This is a genomic window from Prosthecobacter vanneervenii (genome assembly GCF_014203095.1).
Classification (GTDB): domain Bacteria; phylum Verrucomicrobiota; class Verrucomicrobiia; order Verrucomicrobiales; family Verrucomicrobiaceae; genus Prosthecobacter; species Prosthecobacter vanneervenii.
In genome coordinates, this window is record NZ_JACHIG010000013.1 from 114193 (window position 1) to 130814 (window position 16622).

Sequence of the window (16622 nt, forward strand, 5' to 3'; positions counted from 1 at the left end):
CATACACATTGGACTTTTGGCACGAAAACCGCATGTGTTCCTCAGCCTCCCCAAGAATGTATGACACCGATTCCCTCAACCAAACCCCTGAGTAAAAACATTCACCTTCAGAGATGGGTCACTAAAATGGCTGCGCTGTGCAAGCCTGACCGCATCTACTGGGTGGACGGCTCCAAGGCCGAATATGACCGTCTGTGTGATGAGATGGTCGAAGCTGGCACCTTCATCCGGCTGAACCAAAAGAAGTGGCCGGGGTGCTTTTACGCCAAGTCCGACCCCAGCGATGTGGCGCGTGTGGAGGAGCGCACCTTTATCTGCAGCCACTCCAAGGAAGGAGCCGGGCCCACCAACAACTGGGTGAACCCCTTTGAGATGAAGGAGAAGCTGCGCAAGCTTTTCAACGGCTGCATGCGAGGCCGCACCATGTATGTGCTGGCCTACAGCATGGGGCCGGTGGACTCCCCGATGTCGCAGATTGGGGTGCAGCTCACGGACTCTCCCTATGTGGTGGTGAACATGCGCATCATGGCTCGCATCGGAAAAAAAGTGTTTGAGAAGATCGACCAAGGCAAAAAGCGCGTGGTGCCGTGCATGCACACAGTGGGCGCGCCGCTGAAGAAGGGACAGAAAGACGTGCCCTGGCCCTGCAACAAGGAGAAGTACATCGTGCATTTCCCCGAGTCGCGTGAGATCTGGAGCTACGGCTCCGGCTACGGCGGAAACGCGCTGTTGGGCAAGAAGTGCTTCGCACTGAGAATCGCCTCTGCGATGGCGCGAGACGAAGGCTGGATGGCCGAGCACATGCTCATCCTGGGAGTCGAGGATCCGAAGGGCAAGAAAACCTATGTGGCTGCCGCCTTTCCAAGCGCCTGTGGCAAGACGAACTTTGCCATGCTCATTCCGCCGAAGCATTTTGCGGACAAGGGGTGGAAGGTCTGGACGGTGGGCGATGACATCGCCTGGATCAAGCCGGGCGCAGATGGCAGGCTGCATGCCATCAACCCAGAGGCCGGGTTCTTTGGCGTGGCCCCGGGCACCAGCGACAAGACGAATCCAAATGCGATGGCGTCGCTGCGGAAGAATACCATCTTTACCAATGTGGCACTCACACCCGATGGAGGTGTATGGTGGGAGGGCATGACGGATGAGCCGCCGAAGCAATGCACCGACTGGCAGGGCAACCTGTGGACGCCGGATATTGCCAAGGAGAAGGGCACCAAAGCTGCGCATCCGAATTCACGCTTCACTGCGCCGGCCTCACAGTGCCCCACGATCGACCCCGACTGGGAGAAGCCGGAAGGAGTGCCGATCAGCGCGATCATCTTTGGCGGACGTCGTGCCACGACGATGCCGCTGGTGTATCAGGCCTTCAACTGGAGCGGTGGTGTGTATGCCGGTGCCACGATGGGCAGCGAAATGACGGCAGCTGCGGCTGGCACGATCGGCAAGGTGCGCCGCGATCCGATGGCCATGCTGCCTTTCTGCGGCTACAACATGGGCGACTATTTCCGCCACTGGATCAGCATGCAGCGCACGCTGAGCGAAACGCCACGCGTCTTTCACGTGAACTGGTTCCGCAAGGATGCCGATGGCAAATTCCTGTGGCCCGGATTCAGTGAGAACATGCGCGTGCTGAAGTGGATTGTGGACCGCGCTAATGGACACAGCAAATCCAAGGAGACACCCATCGGCTGGGTGCCGCAGTATGAGGACATTGACTGGAAGGGCATGGATTTCCCGAAAGAGAAATTCGATGAGCTGCAGCGCTTTGACCGTGCCGCCTGGCGTGCGGAGATCCTCTCGCACGAAGAGCTTTTCATCGATCTCAAGACACATCTGCCCAAGGAGCTGATCTACGAGCGCGAGCTGCTGATCTGCCGAATGTGATGCCTTGCGATTGTATAGAAAGTGACTTTGACCGGCCTCCTTTAGATGGAGGCCGGTTTTGTTTTGACCCAACATTGAAGAGGCAAGTTTCCGGCTTTTTTGCGAAGGCTGAATTTAGCAAGTCTTGATTCCGGGGACGCGTAGTGGTCTCCCGCGTATGACATTCCGTGTTCTCGTTTTTCTATTGGTGCCACTGGCGGGTTTTGCGGCAGATGCCGTCCGACAGGTGGGCGTGGCCTCGGTGGACATTTCGCCAGATTATCCGGTGAGACTGAGCGGGTATGGCTACCGCCGGGCTCCCAATACAGGTGTCTCGCAGCACATTTTTGCCAAAGCACTGGCCTTCGGCACAGATGCCGAAGGCCCAGCCATCCTCGTCACCGTGGACAACGTTGGCGTGCCTGCTTCCATGCGTGACGAGGTTCTGCGACGCCTCAAGCCTGACACCAAGGTGGAGAGCGAGCGTTTCGCCATCTGCTCCAGCCATACGCACTGTGCGCCGATGCTCATCGGTGTTCTGCCAAATCTCTTTGGCATGGACATTCCGGCAGAGCACTTGCCCGCCATTGAGCGCTACACTCGTGAGCTGACGGATTATCTGGAGAAAGTGGTGCGGGCGGCTCTGGCGGATCGCAAGCCTGCCACGCTGTCTTGGGGAGTGGGAAAGGTAGGATTTGCGGCGAACCGGCGTTTGTTTCCGCTGAAACCGGTCGATCATGACTTGCCGGTGCTGCGAGTCACAGGTGTGGATGGCAAGGTGCGTGCGATTTTCACCAGCTACGCCTGCCACTGCACCACTATCGGCATCGATGAAATTCATGGGGACTGGGCTGGTGTAGCTCAGGAGGCTCTGCAGCGGGAGTTTCCAGGAGCCATCGCACTCACGGCGCTCGGCTGTGGTGCGGACCAGAATCCGAATCCACGCCGCACGATGGAGCTGGTGAAACAGTATGGTGAAGCTCTGAGTGCTGAAGCAAAACGTCTGGCCACGGGGGAGCTGCGTCCGATCAAGGGTGCGCTGACATGCAAAGCGAAGCAGATTGATCTGGCCTATGACAAGCTGCCAACGCGTGAGGAGTGGCAGGTGCTGGTTGAGTCGAAGACGGCGGCAATCGCTTATCATGCGAAGAAGAACCTCGCGCGTCTGGACCGTGGCGAGAAGCTGCCGACGGAGCTGCCTTATCTGGTGCAGCGCTGGAGTTTTGGTGATGACATGGCGATGGTGTTTCTGCCGGGGGAGATCACGGTGGATTACTCACTGCGCATCAAGCGCGAGTTTGACCGATCACGGCTGTGGGTGAACGGGTACTCGAATGATGTGCCGTGCTATGTACCCTCGCGGCGAGTTTTGGAGGAAGGGGGCTATGAAGGTGCTGGAGCGATGGTCTATTACGACCGGCCGACGAAATTTGCGCCGGATGTCGAAGAGCGGATCATGGGGGCGGTGCATGAGGTGATGCCGGGAGATTTTTTGACACGGCCGGAGCAGGTGAAGCCGATTGAAGAGCCTGCCGCAGTGGCTTATCCGGTTCATTCCAATCTGATGGTGGTGCGCGATGAAGCTGGTGGTGAGCGGCCGGTGCAGAGTGCGGCGGACTGGGCTGTGCGTGTGGCGCACATCAAGGCGGGCATGCAGAAGGCGATGGGTGCGCTGCATGATACCTCGTTGTGGGCGCCTCTGAATGTGGAGACAGTTTCGGAAGAGAAGACGGAGAAGTATGTGAGGCGCAAAATCCGCTTCACACCTGAGCGGGGAGACAGTGTGCCAGCGTGGCTGCTGATCCCGAACGAGCTGCCCCCTGGCGCCAAGGCGGCAGCCATGCTGTGCCTTCACCAGACCACCAAGAGCGGCAAAGATGAGCCTGTCGGTCTTGGCGGCAAGCCCTCGCTGCACTATGCGCATGAGCTGGCGGAGCGTGGGTATGTGTGCCTGGTTCCGGATTATCCATCCTTCGGGGAGTATCCGTATGATTTTAAAAAGCAGGGGGTGCATCGTGCGAGCGGTTCCATCAAGGCGGTCTGGAACAACATGCGCGCTGTGGATCTGCTGCAATCTCTGCCGGAGGTGAACAAAGATCGTATTGGCGTGATTGGGCACTCACTGGGCGGGCACAATGCGCTTTTCACGGCGGTATTTGACGAGCGCCTCAAGGCCGTGGTGACGAGCTGCGGATTCACGCCGTTTCATGACTACTATGGCGGCAAGGTGGCGGGGTGGACCAGCGATCGCTATATGCCGCGCATCCGGGATGTGTATGAAAACAATGCAGACAAGCTGCCTTTTGATTTTTATGAGGTGATCGCCGCCATTGCTCCGCGTGGTGTCTTTTCAAACTCGCCGGTGAGCGACAGCAATTTTGACGTGGGTGGCGTGCGCAAAGCGATGGCAAAAGCCGGTGAGGTTTTTGCTCTACTGAAAGCGGATAAAAATCTCCGGCTGGTCACTCCGGATGCCCCGCATGATTTTCCTGAGGCGGAGCGTCGGGCGGCGTATGAGTGGCTGGATCAGATGCTGAAGTAATCGTCACGGCTTCAGCAGCGTCGGCTCTGCCCAGATGGCGTAGTTGCTCTTGGAATCGACGCCACGTGAAGTGAGGGTTAGTTGGAGTTGTGACACGCCGCTGACGTCGCATTCGATCAGTGTGGCCGGATCGGTGCCGTTGAGAGTGATCGTGCGAAGAGGTTTGCCATCACCGCTGACGGCAAACTCCACACGGCCTTTGGCACCAAGCTCAGGGTGCAGACCGGCCAAGACCGTGAAGCGCGCGTAAACCTCTTTGGGCAGCAGGAAGGTGAGTGTCTTGCCCATGCCAGCGCTGATGCCGTTGGCGAACTCCTTTTCGCCGGAGGCCAGTCTAAGCTTCAAGGGCATGGCCTTGCTGCCTCCTGCCAGGATGACACCGCTGCGCGGATGGCTCCAGTGTGGCGAGCTGTAGAACTGCTGCTGCGGATAGTAGAGACTCGCTGCCTCAAGAGGGAAGAAGCTGCCGAACTGCACCTGCTGCAGAGAAGTTTTTTCCTCGGCAGAATATTTTTCCGAGCCGAGGCAGAGGATGGTATAAACCGCATCAGCGACGACTTGGGCGTCCATGGTGGCTGCGCGCAGCTGATGCTTCACAACGGATTCCTGATCACCGGCGTACAATGACTGGATGATCGGCACGGTGGTGCTGCGTGCATTGAGGATCTCATCATGCACTCGATGCATGAGCCGCCAGGAGGCCTCATTAACGGTGGTGCCGAGCAGTTTTGGAGAGTAGCCGGCGATGCTCACTTTGAAGTCGCCGTTTTCAATGGGGCCGTGCATGAGCTGGTCCTTCATGACCTCGGTGGGCGGCAGAAACTGCTGCAGGAGAGTGAACATGTTGTCTCCAGGCACAGTGTGAGAAGGACTGCCGTAGTCTTCAATCTGGTGGCAGATCGTACCGATGTAGCGTGCCGCATCTCCCCGCCTGCCATCGCGTAATGATTTGACGGCCAGATCCATGAAGTAGCGCATGACTTCCAGGTATTCCGGCTGCTGAGTGGGAAGGTGGAGGATTTTAAGATACACTTCGCCAGGGGCTGACTCCATTTTGGCAAAGCGTGCGTTTTGCTTGTCTGAGAAAACGTTATCGGGAATCATGCAGTAGCTGTCTCCCAGCTGCGTGAACTCTGCTCCCAGCAGATCCTTTTGCCATGCTGGAAGAACCTCCAAGGCTCCACGTGTAATAGCATGATGAGGCTGACCCCAGCCAAGGGCCAATGTGGGCAGGGAAAGACTGAAAAGAAGGGCGCGAGCTTGGTATCTCATGAGCAGTTATTGGTATTAAAGTGACATCCCAATCATTCTATTGCGAAAAAATGGGACCAAAATCCGTAGTTTTAGCTGTGAAGACAAAGAAAGTCCCGCTGAAAGCATGGATGCTACTGTTGTGTGCCGGAACGAGTTTCGCGGCGGAAGCATCGCGCCCGTTGAGCTTTGTGAATGACATTGAGCCGATCCTGACCAAGGCGGGCTGCAATGCAGGGGTGTGTCATGCCAAGGCGATCACAGGCCAGCGCGGATTTCGCCTGAGCGTGTTGGGGTTTGAGCCTGAAGAAGATTATGAGGCCATCGTGAAGCAGGGTAAGGGACGGCGTGTGTTTCCGCCGGCTCCGGAAGAGAGTCTCCTCATTACCAAAGGGGCGGCGATCGTGCCACATACGGGCGGGAAAAAGCTGGAGCCCGGTTCGGAAGATTACAAGACACTGGTCCGCTGGATCGCGGAAGGCATGAACTATACGGTGAAGGATGAGGCCAAGCTCACCGGCATCAGTGTGGAACCTGCGCGTGTGACGATGAAGGTCAAAACGACCCAGCAGCTCAAGGTGACGGCACACTACTCCAACGGGGGCAGTCGTGATGTGACCAAGCTGGCGCTCTATGAAGCCAATGACCGCGCCATGGCCGAGGCGAGTGAACTGGGAATGGTAAAGACGCTGGACATCCCTGGCAATGTGGCGGTGATGGTGCGCTATGGTGGGCGTGTTTCAGTGTGTAGCGTGTCGGTGCCCCTGGGTGCACCGGTGGACTCCATGCCACCGGTGAAAAACTTCATCGACCAGCATGTCTTTGCCAATCTGAAGCAGATCGGCGTGCCGCCTTCGCCGCTGTGCGATGACTCCACTTTCCTGCGCCGGGTGTACCTCGACATCGGTGGTCGTGTGCCTACGGCAGAGGAGACCAAGGCCTTCCTGGCCAGCCATGAGCCGGACAAGCGAGACAAGGTGATCGACACTCTGCTCAACAGTCCGGACTACGCGGACTATTTTGCCAACAAGTGGACAGCACTTCTCAAGAACACGCGCTCGGAAAACGCGGACATCACCTCCAACTTTGCCTTCCACGCCTGGATGCGCGACAGCCTGCTGGCTAACCTGAAGTACGACCAGATCGTGCGGCAGATCCTGGCCTCTACGGGCACGATTGTCTCGAATCCGCCCGTGGCATGGTACAAGCGCGTGAAGGAGCCCACAACCCAGCTCGAAGACGTGGCGCAGCTTTTCCTGGGTGTACGCATGCAGTGTGCGCAGTGCCACCACCATCCTTTTGAGCGCTGGACGCAGGCTGAGTATTATCATCTGGCGGCGTTCTTCAGCCAGATCGGCCGCAAACCGACTGCCATCGCGGGTGAGGACCTTATCTTCCACAAACGAGGCATCGCACAGACGGAACACCGCAAGACTCGGGTGATGCTGAAGCCTGCCGGACTCGGTGAGCCTGAGCTCGACATCGCACCGGATGATGATCCGCGTCTTGCGCTGGTGGACTGGATGAGTAAAAAGGACAATCCTTTCTTCGCCAGGGCGCTGGTAAACCGCTACTGGAAGCATTTCTTCAAACGCGGCCTGGTGGAACCCGAAGACGATCTACGTGATTCGAACCCACCGACGAATCCGGAGCTGTTTGATGCGCTGGCCAAGAGCTTTACTGACAGCGGGTATGACCTGAAGGAGCTCGTGCGCACCATTGCTCAAAGCCACGCTTATCAACTCAGCTCCACCCCAAACCAGTACAATGCCATCGACCGGCAGGCCTTCTCCCACTATTATCCACGACGCATGACGGCGGAGGTGATGCTGGACAGTATTGACATGCTGACCGGATCGAAGACGGACTTTGCCGATCTGCCGCCCGGCACGCGTGCTATCTCGCTGCCGGACAACAGCTACAACCGTGCGGCGCCCTTCCTGAAAGTGTTTGGCCGCCCGGAAGGAGCCAGTGTATGCGAGTGCGAGCGTGTGCAGTCCGCCAGCCTGGCACAGAGCCTGCACCTCATGAATGCCTCCGATGTGAAGGCCAAGCTGACTGCCAGTGGTGGACGAGCCGAGCAGTTGACCAAGGCGGAAATGCCCGAGCCCAAGCGTATTCGTGAGCTGTATCTGGCGGCTTTTTCCCGAGAGCCCACGGCGGATGAAGTGAAAATCAGCGAGTCCTACATCGCCAAACCCCGCACCGATGCCGCTGGCAAGCCGCTGGATTCGCAGCGCGCCCGCAGGAACGGGTATGAAGACCTGCTCTGGGCGCTGCTGAACACGAAGGAATTCATGTACAACCACTGATTTATGTTCGCGAAAACCACACTCACCCTGGCATTTTGTACTCTGGCAGGGGCTTCGGCCCTGGCCCAGCAAGTGACTCTGCCCCTGCCGCGTCTGCTGACTCTCATGCCGATGGGCGGACAGGCTGGCACCCAAGTGGAGATCACTCTCACCGGAGAGAACACCGAGGATGTCAGCGAGCTTCTTTTTTCTTCGTCAAAGATCACGGCCAAGCCGGTGGCTGGAGCGCCGAACAAGTTTACCGTGAGCATTGCCGCAGATGCACCTGCAGGTGTCTATGATGCCCGGGTGATTTCCCGGCTGGGGGTTTCTTCTGCGCGTGCCTTTTCCGTGGGCAAGCTGCCAGAGGTGACGCGTGCGAAGGCAAATAACACCGTGGAGACCGCCATGGAACTGCCAGTGGGCACGATCTGCAATGCCACCATGACCAAGCGTGCGGTGGATTTTTATTCCTTTAAAGGTATGAAGGGCAAGCGCTTGGCCGTGGACTGCGCCGCCATTGGGATCGACTCACGCCTGACTCCTGTGCTAATTTTGGCGGATGCCAAAGGCGGTGATCTGAAGGTGAACCGCACGGGCGGGGTCATTGACTTCACACCGCCTGCAGATGGGACGTATTTGATCAAGGTCAGCGACCTGACCTATCAAGGCGGAGAGCGTTTTTTCTACCGCCTGGCCCTGCAGGAAGTAGCTGGCAACGGGCCTGCTCCTCGCCAGCCGCAGACCCAGACAGTGAGCGCCATGTCCTGGCCGCCTGCTGGACTGGCCGAGGCTGCCAAGATGCATGAATCCGAGCCGAATAACAAAGCGGCTGAGGCGCAGAAAATCACGCTGCCCTGTGACATAGCCGGCTCGTTCTTTCCGGCAGCGGATGTGGACACCTATGAGTTCACCGCCAAGAAGGGCGAAGTCTGGTGGGTGGAGGTTGCCTCCGAGCGACTGGGGCTGAACACCGACCCCTTTGTGCTTGTGCAGCAGGTGAAAAAGGAAGGCGACAAAGAGAAGCTCACTGATGTGGCTGAGCTGTATGACATCGCGCCGCCGATGAAGGTCACCAGCAATGGCTACTCCTATGACGGCCCGCCGTATGATGCGGGTTCGCCGGATATCAATGGCAAGTTTGAGATCAAGGAAGACGGCACCTACCGCCTGCAGGTGCGCGATTTGTTTGGCGGCACACGGAGCGATGCGAACAACATCTACCGCCTCATCGTGCGTCAGGCTGCGCCAGATTTCTCGTTGGCCGCATGGGCGGTGCACATGACTCTGCGCAACGGAGACCGTGCCGCGCTTTCCAAACCCATGGCGCTGCGTGCAGGCGAGACGCGCGCGTTCGAGGTGGTGGTGCAGAGGCGCGACGGGTTTGATGGCGAAATCGAAATCGGCATGGAAAATCTGCCACCAGGAGTGAGCGCAGCCGGATTGAAGATTGCCAAGGGCAAGCCCTACGGGCATCTGATCCTGACCGCTGCGAGTGATGCCAAGCATGGCTTCTCGCTGGCCAAGATCACGGGCAAGGCAACAGTCAACGGTGCTGTCGTGACACGACCTGTGCGTCTGGCCAGCATGGAATGGCCGGTGAAAGATGCGAAGGGGGAGATTCCCGCGCCGCGTCTCATGGCGGATGTGCCTGTGTCTGTGAGCGATTCTGAGCAGGCTCCGCTGACCATGGCACCAGCCGAAAACAAAGTTCTGGTGGCCACGGCGGGCGACAAGCTCAAGGTGCCTCTCAAGTTGACGTGGAGAAATGAATTTAATGGTGCTTCGATCAAAGTGAAGGCTTATGGCGATGGATTCAGCGCCATCAAGGAATTCGACATTCCGCTCAAAGCGGCTGCCTATGAGGCGGTGATCGATCTCGCTGCTCTCAAGATCGTGCCGGGAGACTACACCTTTGCCTTCCAGAGCCTGGGCATCTGCAAGTACCGCTACAATCCTGCTGCGGTGCCTTTGGCAGAGGCGGAGCAGAAGAAGGCCGCACAAATGGCTGAGGCTGCGGCAGCAGAGGCCAAAAAAATCGCCGCCACCGATGCTGAGGCGGCCAGAAAAGCGGCTGAGAAACAAAAGCAGGCTGAAGCTGCGATGGCCACCGCCACCAGCCGCATGAAGGCCGTGACCACTGCGGCCTCCCCCACCGACACGGTGGAGATCCTGATTTCGGAACCGATTCGTGTTTCCATCAAACCGGCCGCCGCCACTACCGCCAGCAAGTAATGAAACCGCATGCTCTCCTGGCTCTCTGCTGCCTCACATCTGCCGCCACGGCTGCGGAGGAGCTGGACTATTACCGGGATGTCTATCCCTTCCTGAAGGCGAACTGCATCTCCTGCCACAACAAGACCACGGCCAAGGCGGATCTGAACATGGAGACGCCGGAGCTGATGATCAAAGGTGGAGAAAACGGACCTTCGATCATTCCTGGCAAAGGCGCGGAGAGCCTGATCGTGCAGGCGTCATTGCATACCAATGACATGGAGATGCCGCCGCCCAACAACAAATCTGGCGCGGTGAATCTTATCCCGGAGCAGATCGCCATTTTGAAGAAATGGATCGACCAAGGGGCCAAGGGTTCTGTCATGGAAGAGCGTGCGGTGGTGTTGCAGGCTTTCTCCGCCAGCATCGACCCAATCTACACAGTGGCGCTTACCCGCGACGGTCGCTACGTGGCATGCGGAAGATCAAACCACATCTATGTTTATGATCTGGCCACGCGTCAGTTCATTGCACAACTGAGTGATCCTGCGGAAAAAAACGGTGCGGCGCACCGGGCGCTGGTGCAGTCTCTGGCCTTCAGCCCGGATGGCACGCGGCTGGCTAGCGGCAGCTACCGTGAAGTGAAAATCTGGAAACTTGCAGAGGGCAAGCCCACGACCAGCGGCGAAAAGTCCAGCTCTGCACCTGCGAATGCGGATTTAGTCAAAAAGATCGCCGCTGCGGGCAAGTTGACGGTGCTGAACAGTGCGATGTCCGCCGATGGCAAGCAGGTGGTCACGGGCTGTGCCGACGGCTCTGTGCGTGTGTGGGATGTGGCTTCAACGAAGCAACTGGCTGAAATGCGCGGCGGAGTGGCGGCAGCCAAAAAAATGGCGGAGCTGGACTGGGCTATCGCAGCACAAACGCTGGAGCAAACCTTCCAGAAGAGCGAGATCACCCGTGTCGAGACACAAGAAAAGGCGCTCGATGTTCTGCTGGGCAAGGCGAAGGAAGCCATTGTGGCGATGAACAAGGTGCTGCCTGAAAAGCAGAAAGCTGTGCCAGCGACGACTGAGGCCAAGACGAGTGCTCAGAAAGTCGTGGATGAAGTTGCAGCCAGAATCAAAGCACTGCCCGCCGGCGGCAAGGCTGATGCCGCGCTGGAAAAGCAGCTCAAAGATGCGCAGGACAAGCTGATCACCGCGAAAATGACGGAGGTGTCTGCGCAGGCTGCAGTCTCCGCCGCGCAGAGCAATGTGAAGGATGCCGAGGAGGACATGAAGCGCATCACGGATGCCAAGGCTGCCAATGCCAAGATCGTGGAGGCTGCCAACAAAGCCATCGCGTCAGCCAAAGCGCTCCAGGACAAGGCCGCTGCTGAACAGGCTGAACTGAAAAAATCGCTGGCGGCTGCTACGGTAAAGCCAGCCGCCGTTTCCTTCTCCGCCGATGGGCGCCGTGTGGCAGGCTTCTTTGAAGATGGCACGCTGCGAGTGTTCGCCACGGCCACGGGATTGCCCCTCGAAGAAGGTTCTGGCAGTCTGACTGTCACGGGAATTACCGCATCATCTGACGGCTCTTTTACAGCAACGAAAACGCTCATCCAATCTGTCGGCAGCTCTTCGCGCTGGTCACTGGAGCGCAAGCTGGATGAAAAGGGGCTCTTTGCCGATCGTGTTAATGCAGTGCGCTTTAGTCCGGATGGCAAGACGCTGGCCACAGGCGGTGGTGAGCTCTCGCGCAGCGGCGACATCATCTTTTTCGATGCGGCAAGCGGCAAGGTAAAGAAGACGTGGAAGGAGAAACACAGCGATGCTGTGCTCTGCCTGGATTATTCGCCGGATGGCAAGCGGCTCGCCTCAGGGGCTGCGGATAAAATCGCTCGTGTGACGGATGTGGCCACTGGCAAGCAGCTGAATCTCTTTGAGGGGCACACGCATCATGTGACGAGCATTGCCTACCGCACCGATGGCCGAGTGCTGGCCACCGCTGGAGCCGATGGCACTGTGGTGACGTGGGACATGATCATCGGAGAGCGGAAGAGAAAGATCGAAGGATGGACCAAGGAAGTGACTTCGCTGCAGTTCATCGGTGCCACGAATCAGCTCGTGACCTCCGCCGGAGACAACCGCATCCGACTTGTGACCGACGACGGCACCGAAGTGCGCGCCATCGCCAACCTGCCTGACTACATGCAGGCTGCGGTTTCAGTGCCCAATGGCAGCACTTTCATTGGTGGCGGTGAAGACAGCATCCTGCGCGTCTGGGATGGTGCCGGAAAAGAACTGGCCGTTTTTGGCGCCAATTAGACCGTTTTAAAACCCAAGACTCAACCCTCAGTTCGTCGATTTCTCCATATGTCCTCCATTATCCAGCCTCCTTCACTAGTGCGCTGCGCCGGTCCTCTGTCGCGACGTGGGTTTATGCAGTTTGGACTGGCAGGCATGGCCACGATGAGCTGGCCGGGGCTGCTGAAACTGCGTGCTGAGAACGCGGCCAAACCCAAAGGGGAGCGCAAGTCCATCATCATGGTCTGGCTTCCTGGCGGACAGTCGCACATCGACACCTACGATCCCAAGCCGGACGCCAGCAGCGAGTACCGCGGTCCGTTCAAGACGATCAGCACCAAGGTTCCAGGCACGATCTTCACGGAGATGCTGCCTATGAACGCCAAGATCGCGGACAAATTCACCATCGTGCGCTCCATGCATCAGACGGCAGGGGGACATCCGGCGGGAACGATGCAGATGTTTTCCGGAGACAGCGACACGCGTGACAAGCCGAAGCCGAGGCTGCCGGACTGGATGTCTGTGGCGCATTACCTCCGCGCCAAGGAAGGCGGCCGCTCCAACCCGCTGCCGAACTACATTGGAGTCCCAGCGGCCTCTCCTGAGTATTCCAGCCCGGCGTATCTGGGAGACGCATTTGCACCTTTTGCAGTGAGTGATGACCCGAACCGCCCTAACTTCCAGGTGCCAAATATCGGCCTCTCCGATGATTCGGAAACGCGACGTCTGAGCGACCGCATCGCTCTCCGTAAGAGCCTGGACAAGCTGGAGCGCGCTTTTGACCGTGAAGGCGAGCTTGGGGCATTGGATGAATTTGAGGCCCAAGCAGCCACGCTGCTGACCAATCCCCACACCCGCGACGCTTTTGACCTGAGCAAGGAAGACGCCGCAACACGTGATCGCTATGGTCGCAACCGCTGGGGGCAGCAGCTTCTGCTGGCACGCCGACTGGTGGAGGCCGGGGTGGAGATCATCACCAGCAGCCTGAGCGGGCCGTTGTGCGGGCGCGTGAACAATTGGGATGACCATGCGGTGAACCAGCATCAGTTTGAGGCGCTGCGCTTCCGCATGCCCACTTATGACCGGGCAGTTTCCGCACTCATCGAGGACATTTATGCACGCGGACTGGACAAGCGCGTGCTGGTGATTGTCACGGGCGAGTTTGGCCGCACACCGAAGATCAGCTTTGACAGAAGCACTGGCGCAGGTGATGCCAGCGGACCTACCGGTACGCTGCAGCCCGGCCGCGACCACTGGCCGCGTGCCTTCACCAATGTTTGGGCCGGAGGCGGCATCCAGACGGGCGGCGTCATCGGCGCTACTGACAAGCGCGGCGAGGATGTGGTCGAGCGTCCATGCAACGCGAGCGACTTCCTGGCTACGATCTACCATCATCTGGGCATTGATTACTCAAAGGTCACCATCAATGACCTCAACGGGCGTCCTGTTCACATCGTGGAAAATGGCAGGCCTATAGCTGAGCTAATCGCGTGATGATTTACGGCATTTGAACACGTAAAGAGAGTCATGCATCTCCGACCGGTCCTTCTTCTGGGTGTTTGCTTCATCAGTTTCAGCGCCCAGGCGCAGGAAGTCATGGATGGGAGGTTTGCTGTCACCTCCAATCTCAAAGCTGGAGTAGCCAAGGTGGACATCACACCGCCTGACGCGGCGGCAGTCAAGATTGTCGGGCATGTGCGTCAGGTCAGCGGTGTGCGTGATCCCTTGCGTGCCGGAGTTTTGGTGTTGGATGATGGCGAAACAAAAGCCGCCATTGTCACCCTGGACACCATCGGTGCCTGGGATGACATGGTGAAGGATGCGCGTGTGCGGATCGAGGCGGAAGCAGGCATCCCATCTGCGAACATCCTTGTCTCGGCCTCCCACAACCACTCCGGACCCGGCTACATTGAAAACATGCGGTGGGCGGCTGATTTGATCAACAAGCTGGGGGCTGCTGCCAAGGGAGCCGTCGCCAGCATGAGGACGGTGAGCGTCGGCTATGCAGAAGACCGCATCAGCTTTGGCATCAACCGCCGAAAAACCTATGACGGCCGGGCGGTGGTAAGCCTGAATCCCGACGGCCCCAATGACCAGCGTGTCAAGGTGCTGCGGTTTGACGACGGCAGTACGCTGACACCGCTGGCGGTCATCATGCATGCGGTGTGTCATCCGTGTTTTTTCACCTGGGGTGACAAGGGTTCCCAGCCGTACCCCAAGGGCTATCCCAAAATGAGCGCGGATTTTCCGGGCGAGGCACAGACCTTTGTGGAGATGAGCTATGCGCAGAAAACCAGCACGCTCTTCATGCAGGGCTGCGCTGGAGACATCCGGCCCAATCTGCCTGGGTATCCCTACCGCTGTGCTGATGAGGCGGACATCCAGTGGGCGGGGCGTGATCTCGGAGGAGCGGTGGCGCGTGCGGCGGCCTTTGGCGTGACACGCGAACAATTGCGCAAGCGCGAAACTTTTTACCCCATTCGCGTGGCCAGCGAGGTGGTGGAGCTTCCGGGTAAAGAGCAGCCAATCCGTGCTGAACTGATGGCGATGAAGATCGGCCCTTTTCTTCTGCTCACCATGCCGGGAGAGCCGATGGTGGAGTATGGGTTCAAGCTGGAACAGGCCATCGCTAACCGGGCCACGCCGATCATTGTGGGCTACGCGAATGGAAACATCGGCTACATCGCCACGGCTGAGGCGCACAAGGTGGGCGGGTATGAGCCCAATCTCTCCAAACTCAAACCTGAGGCCGAGCCGATCATTTTAAAGAAGCTGGGGGCTTTGGCTGATCGGGTGGTCGGAGATGTGTTCGAGAGTTTTTCCAAGCACCCGAAGGACATGCAGAAACGCGAGGCGGAGGAAAAGGCCCGCCTGCAATCTGTGCCTGCCAGCAAACCCTGATTTTGATGACGCTGCCCTCATGACCCATCCCCTCGTTTCTTATCCTCAGCTTCCCGACACCCCGACTTCTCATCTGCCCTTCAGCCCCTGCGTGGTGGTGGGAGACCTGATCTTTGTTTCCGGTCAGGCTTCCGTCGATCAAAAGGGCAATATCATCAGCGACACGTTTGAGGGCGAGTTCCGCCGCAGCATTGAAAACGTGCGCAAGGTGCTGGAGGCCGCGGGCAGCGATCTAGCCCATGTGGTGCAGACGCGGAATTACGTGCGGGATGCTGAGGACGTGCCGCTGTACAACCAGATCTACCGCGAATATTTCCCGCAGCCTTCGCCTGCACGAACAACGATCACCAACTGCCTGCCGCCATCCCTGCGATACGAGGTGGAGGTGGTGGCGGTGCGAAAAGCCAGCTGAAAACGACCATGAACCACGACGAAGCAGCGCGGCGCGCCTACTGGGCGGAGCAAATGGAGAAGGGCTATGAGATCGTGCAGAAGCTCATCACCTTTCCAGTGAATGAGTGTGGCGAGCGCTTCGCCTCGATCCCTGATGCGGCGGCCGATGCCAAGGTTGAGATGCTGTTTTCGACTAGCAAGATCGCGGGGGATCTGGACCGTGTTTATTTCTTGCGTGAGAGCCTGGTTCGCGATGTCGTCACCATCGGGCGAGAGATGAACGAGCGCGGCTGGATTCTGAAAATCGAGGATGGCTTTCGTTCACTGGACATGCAGCGGCAGCTGGTCCGCAAGCCTTCGGTATTTGACGCGGTGCTGAAGAAATGCATCTGGGAGCTAGGCGGAGAGATTCCGAGCACGGAGATGATGTTTCGGCGTGCCATCGTGCTGACGGCGAACATGCCCAAGATCGGGGCGCACATGTCGGGCTCGGCCATTGATATTTCTGTGTTTCGGCGTGACGACGGCACCGAGGTCTGGCGAGGCTACCCCTATCTTGAAATGAGCGAGTGCACGCCGATGCGCTCGCCTTTTGTCGCGCCCGAGCATGTAGCTACGCGGCTTGAGATTGCGGCGATGATGGAGAAGCACGGCTTCATCCATTTTCCGTTCGAGTTCTGGCACTTCGACAAAGACGACGCCGGCATGCACATTCTCACGGGCAACCCGGCACCCTGCCGGTTTGGACCGGTGAACTGGGATCCGCGTACCAACGAAGTGACGCCTGTGCCTGACCCGCTTGCTTTGCTCAATCCACTGCCCGTCATCGAAAAAGAAATCGCAGCGGCTCTGGAACGGGCCCGAAACGCCTAAGCC

General features: G+C 58.4%; 10 protein-coding genes. 9 read left to right on the forward strand and 1 reads right to left on the reverse strand.

The annotated features are described in order from the left end of the window. Positions 1–60 precede the first annotated feature (60 nt). Entirely contained in the window at positions 61–1887 is a 1827-nt protein-coding gene (locus tag HNQ65_RS23175) for a phosphoenolpyruvate carboxykinase (GTP) (RefSeq protein ID WP_184343555.1), read from the forward strand. Positions 1888–2044: 157 nt separating this feature from the next. Next, positions 2045–4408: a neutral/alkaline non-lysosomal ceramidase N-terminal domain-containing protein gene (locus HNQ65_RS26600; RefSeq protein WP_221306265.1), complete on the forward strand. Its 2364-nt coding sequence runs from the start codon at positions 2045–2047 to the stop codon at positions 4406–4408. A 3-nt stretch (positions 4409–4411) separates the two neighbouring features. Here the strand turns inward: HNQ65_RS26600 and HNQ65_RS23185 are convergent, their stop codons facing one another. Then, the gene (locus tag HNQ65_RS23185; protein WP_184343557.1) at positions 4412–5512 is read right to left on the reverse strand and encodes an NPCBM/NEW2 domain-containing protein; all 1101 of its coding nucleotides are present in this window, start codon (positions 5510–5512) and stop codon (positions 4412–4414) included. Positions 5513–5850: 338 nt separating this feature from the next. Between HNQ65_RS23185 and HNQ65_RS23190 the strand changes: the two genes are divergently transcribed. The 7 genes from HNQ65_RS23190 to HNQ65_RS23220 are packed head-to-tail and all read left to right on the forward strand — an operon-like array spanning position 5851 to position 16619. Then, complete coding sequence (locus tag HNQ65_RS23190) at positions 5851–7971, forward strand: DUF1549 and DUF1553 domain-containing protein (RefSeq protein WP_343076581.1); 2121 nt, start codon at positions 5851–5853, stop codon at positions 7969–7971. A 3-nt stretch (positions 7972–7974) separates the two neighbouring features. Continuing rightward, a complete protein-coding gene (locus HNQ65_RS23195) occupies positions 7975–10185 on the forward strand; it encodes a PPC domain-containing protein (RefSeq protein ID WP_184343561.1) in 2211 nt (736 codons plus the stop codon). Further along, complete coding sequence (locus tag HNQ65_RS23200; protein WP_184343563.1) at positions 10185–12473, forward strand: c-type cytochrome domain-containing protein; 2289 nt, start codon at positions 10185–10187, stop codon at positions 12471–12473. Before HNQ65_RS23195 ends, HNQ65_RS23200 begins: the two co-directional genes overlap by 1 nt. A gap of 48 nt (positions 12474–12521) precedes the next feature. Then, a complete protein-coding gene (locus tag HNQ65_RS23205) occupies positions 12522–13946 on the forward strand; it encodes a DUF1501 domain-containing protein (protein WP_184343565.1) in 1425 nt (474 codons plus the stop codon). Positions 13947–13979: 33 nt separating this feature from the next. Then, entirely contained in the window at positions 13980–15353 is a 1374-nt protein-coding gene (locus tag HNQ65_RS23210) for a hypothetical protein (RefSeq protein ID WP_184343566.1), read from the forward strand. A gap of 19 nt (positions 15354–15372) precedes the next feature. Then, positions 15373–15765: a RidA family protein gene (locus HNQ65_RS23215; protein WP_184343568.1), complete on the forward strand. Its 393-nt coding sequence runs from the start codon at positions 15373–15375 to the stop codon at positions 15763–15765. An 8-nt stretch (positions 15766–15773) separates the two neighbouring features. Further along, entirely contained in the window at positions 15774–16619 is an 846-nt protein-coding gene (locus HNQ65_RS23220) for a M15 family metallopeptidase (RefSeq protein WP_184343570.1), read from the forward strand. Positions 16620–16622 lie beyond the last annotated feature (3 nt).

What these genes read in the sequence shown, in the direction of transcription:
- HNQ65_RS23205 (WP_184343565.1), top strand. Translation starts at nt 12,522, where the DNA reads ATGTCCTCCATTATCCAGCCTCCTTCACTAGTGCGCTGCGCCGGTCCT.
- HNQ65_RS23215 (WP_184343568.1), top strand. Translation starts at nt 15,373, where the DNA reads ATGACCCATCCCCTCGTTTCTTATCCTCAGCTTCCCGACACCCCGACT.
- HNQ65_RS23185 (WP_184343557.1), bottom strand. Translation starts at nt 5,512, where the DNA reads ATGATTCCCGATAACGTTTTCTCAGACAAGCAAAACGCACGCTTTGCC.
- HNQ65_RS23220 (WP_184343570.1), top strand. Translation starts at nt 15,774, where the DNA reads ATGAACCACGACGAAGCAGCGCGGCGCGCCTACTGGGCGGAGCAAATG.
- HNQ65_RS23210 (WP_184343566.1), top strand. Translation starts at nt 13,980, where the DNA reads ATGCATCTCCGACCGGTCCTTCTTCTGGGTGTTTGCTTCATCAGTTTC.
- HNQ65_RS23175 (WP_184343555.1), top strand. Translation starts at nt 61, where the DNA reads ATGACACCGATTCCCTCAACCAAACCCCTGAGTAAAAACATTCACCTT.
- HNQ65_RS23195 (WP_184343561.1), top strand. Translation starts at nt 7,975, where the DNA reads ATGTTCGCGAAAACCACACTCACCCTGGCATTTTGTACTCTGGCAGGG.
- HNQ65_RS26600 (WP_221306265.1), top strand. Translation starts at nt 2,045, where the DNA reads ATGACATTCCGTGTTCTCGTTTTTCTATTGGTGCCACTGGCGGGTTTT.
- HNQ65_RS23200 (WP_184343563.1), top strand. Translation starts at nt 10,185, where the DNA reads ATGAAACCGCATGCTCTCCTGGCTCTCTGCTGCCTCACATCTGCCGCC.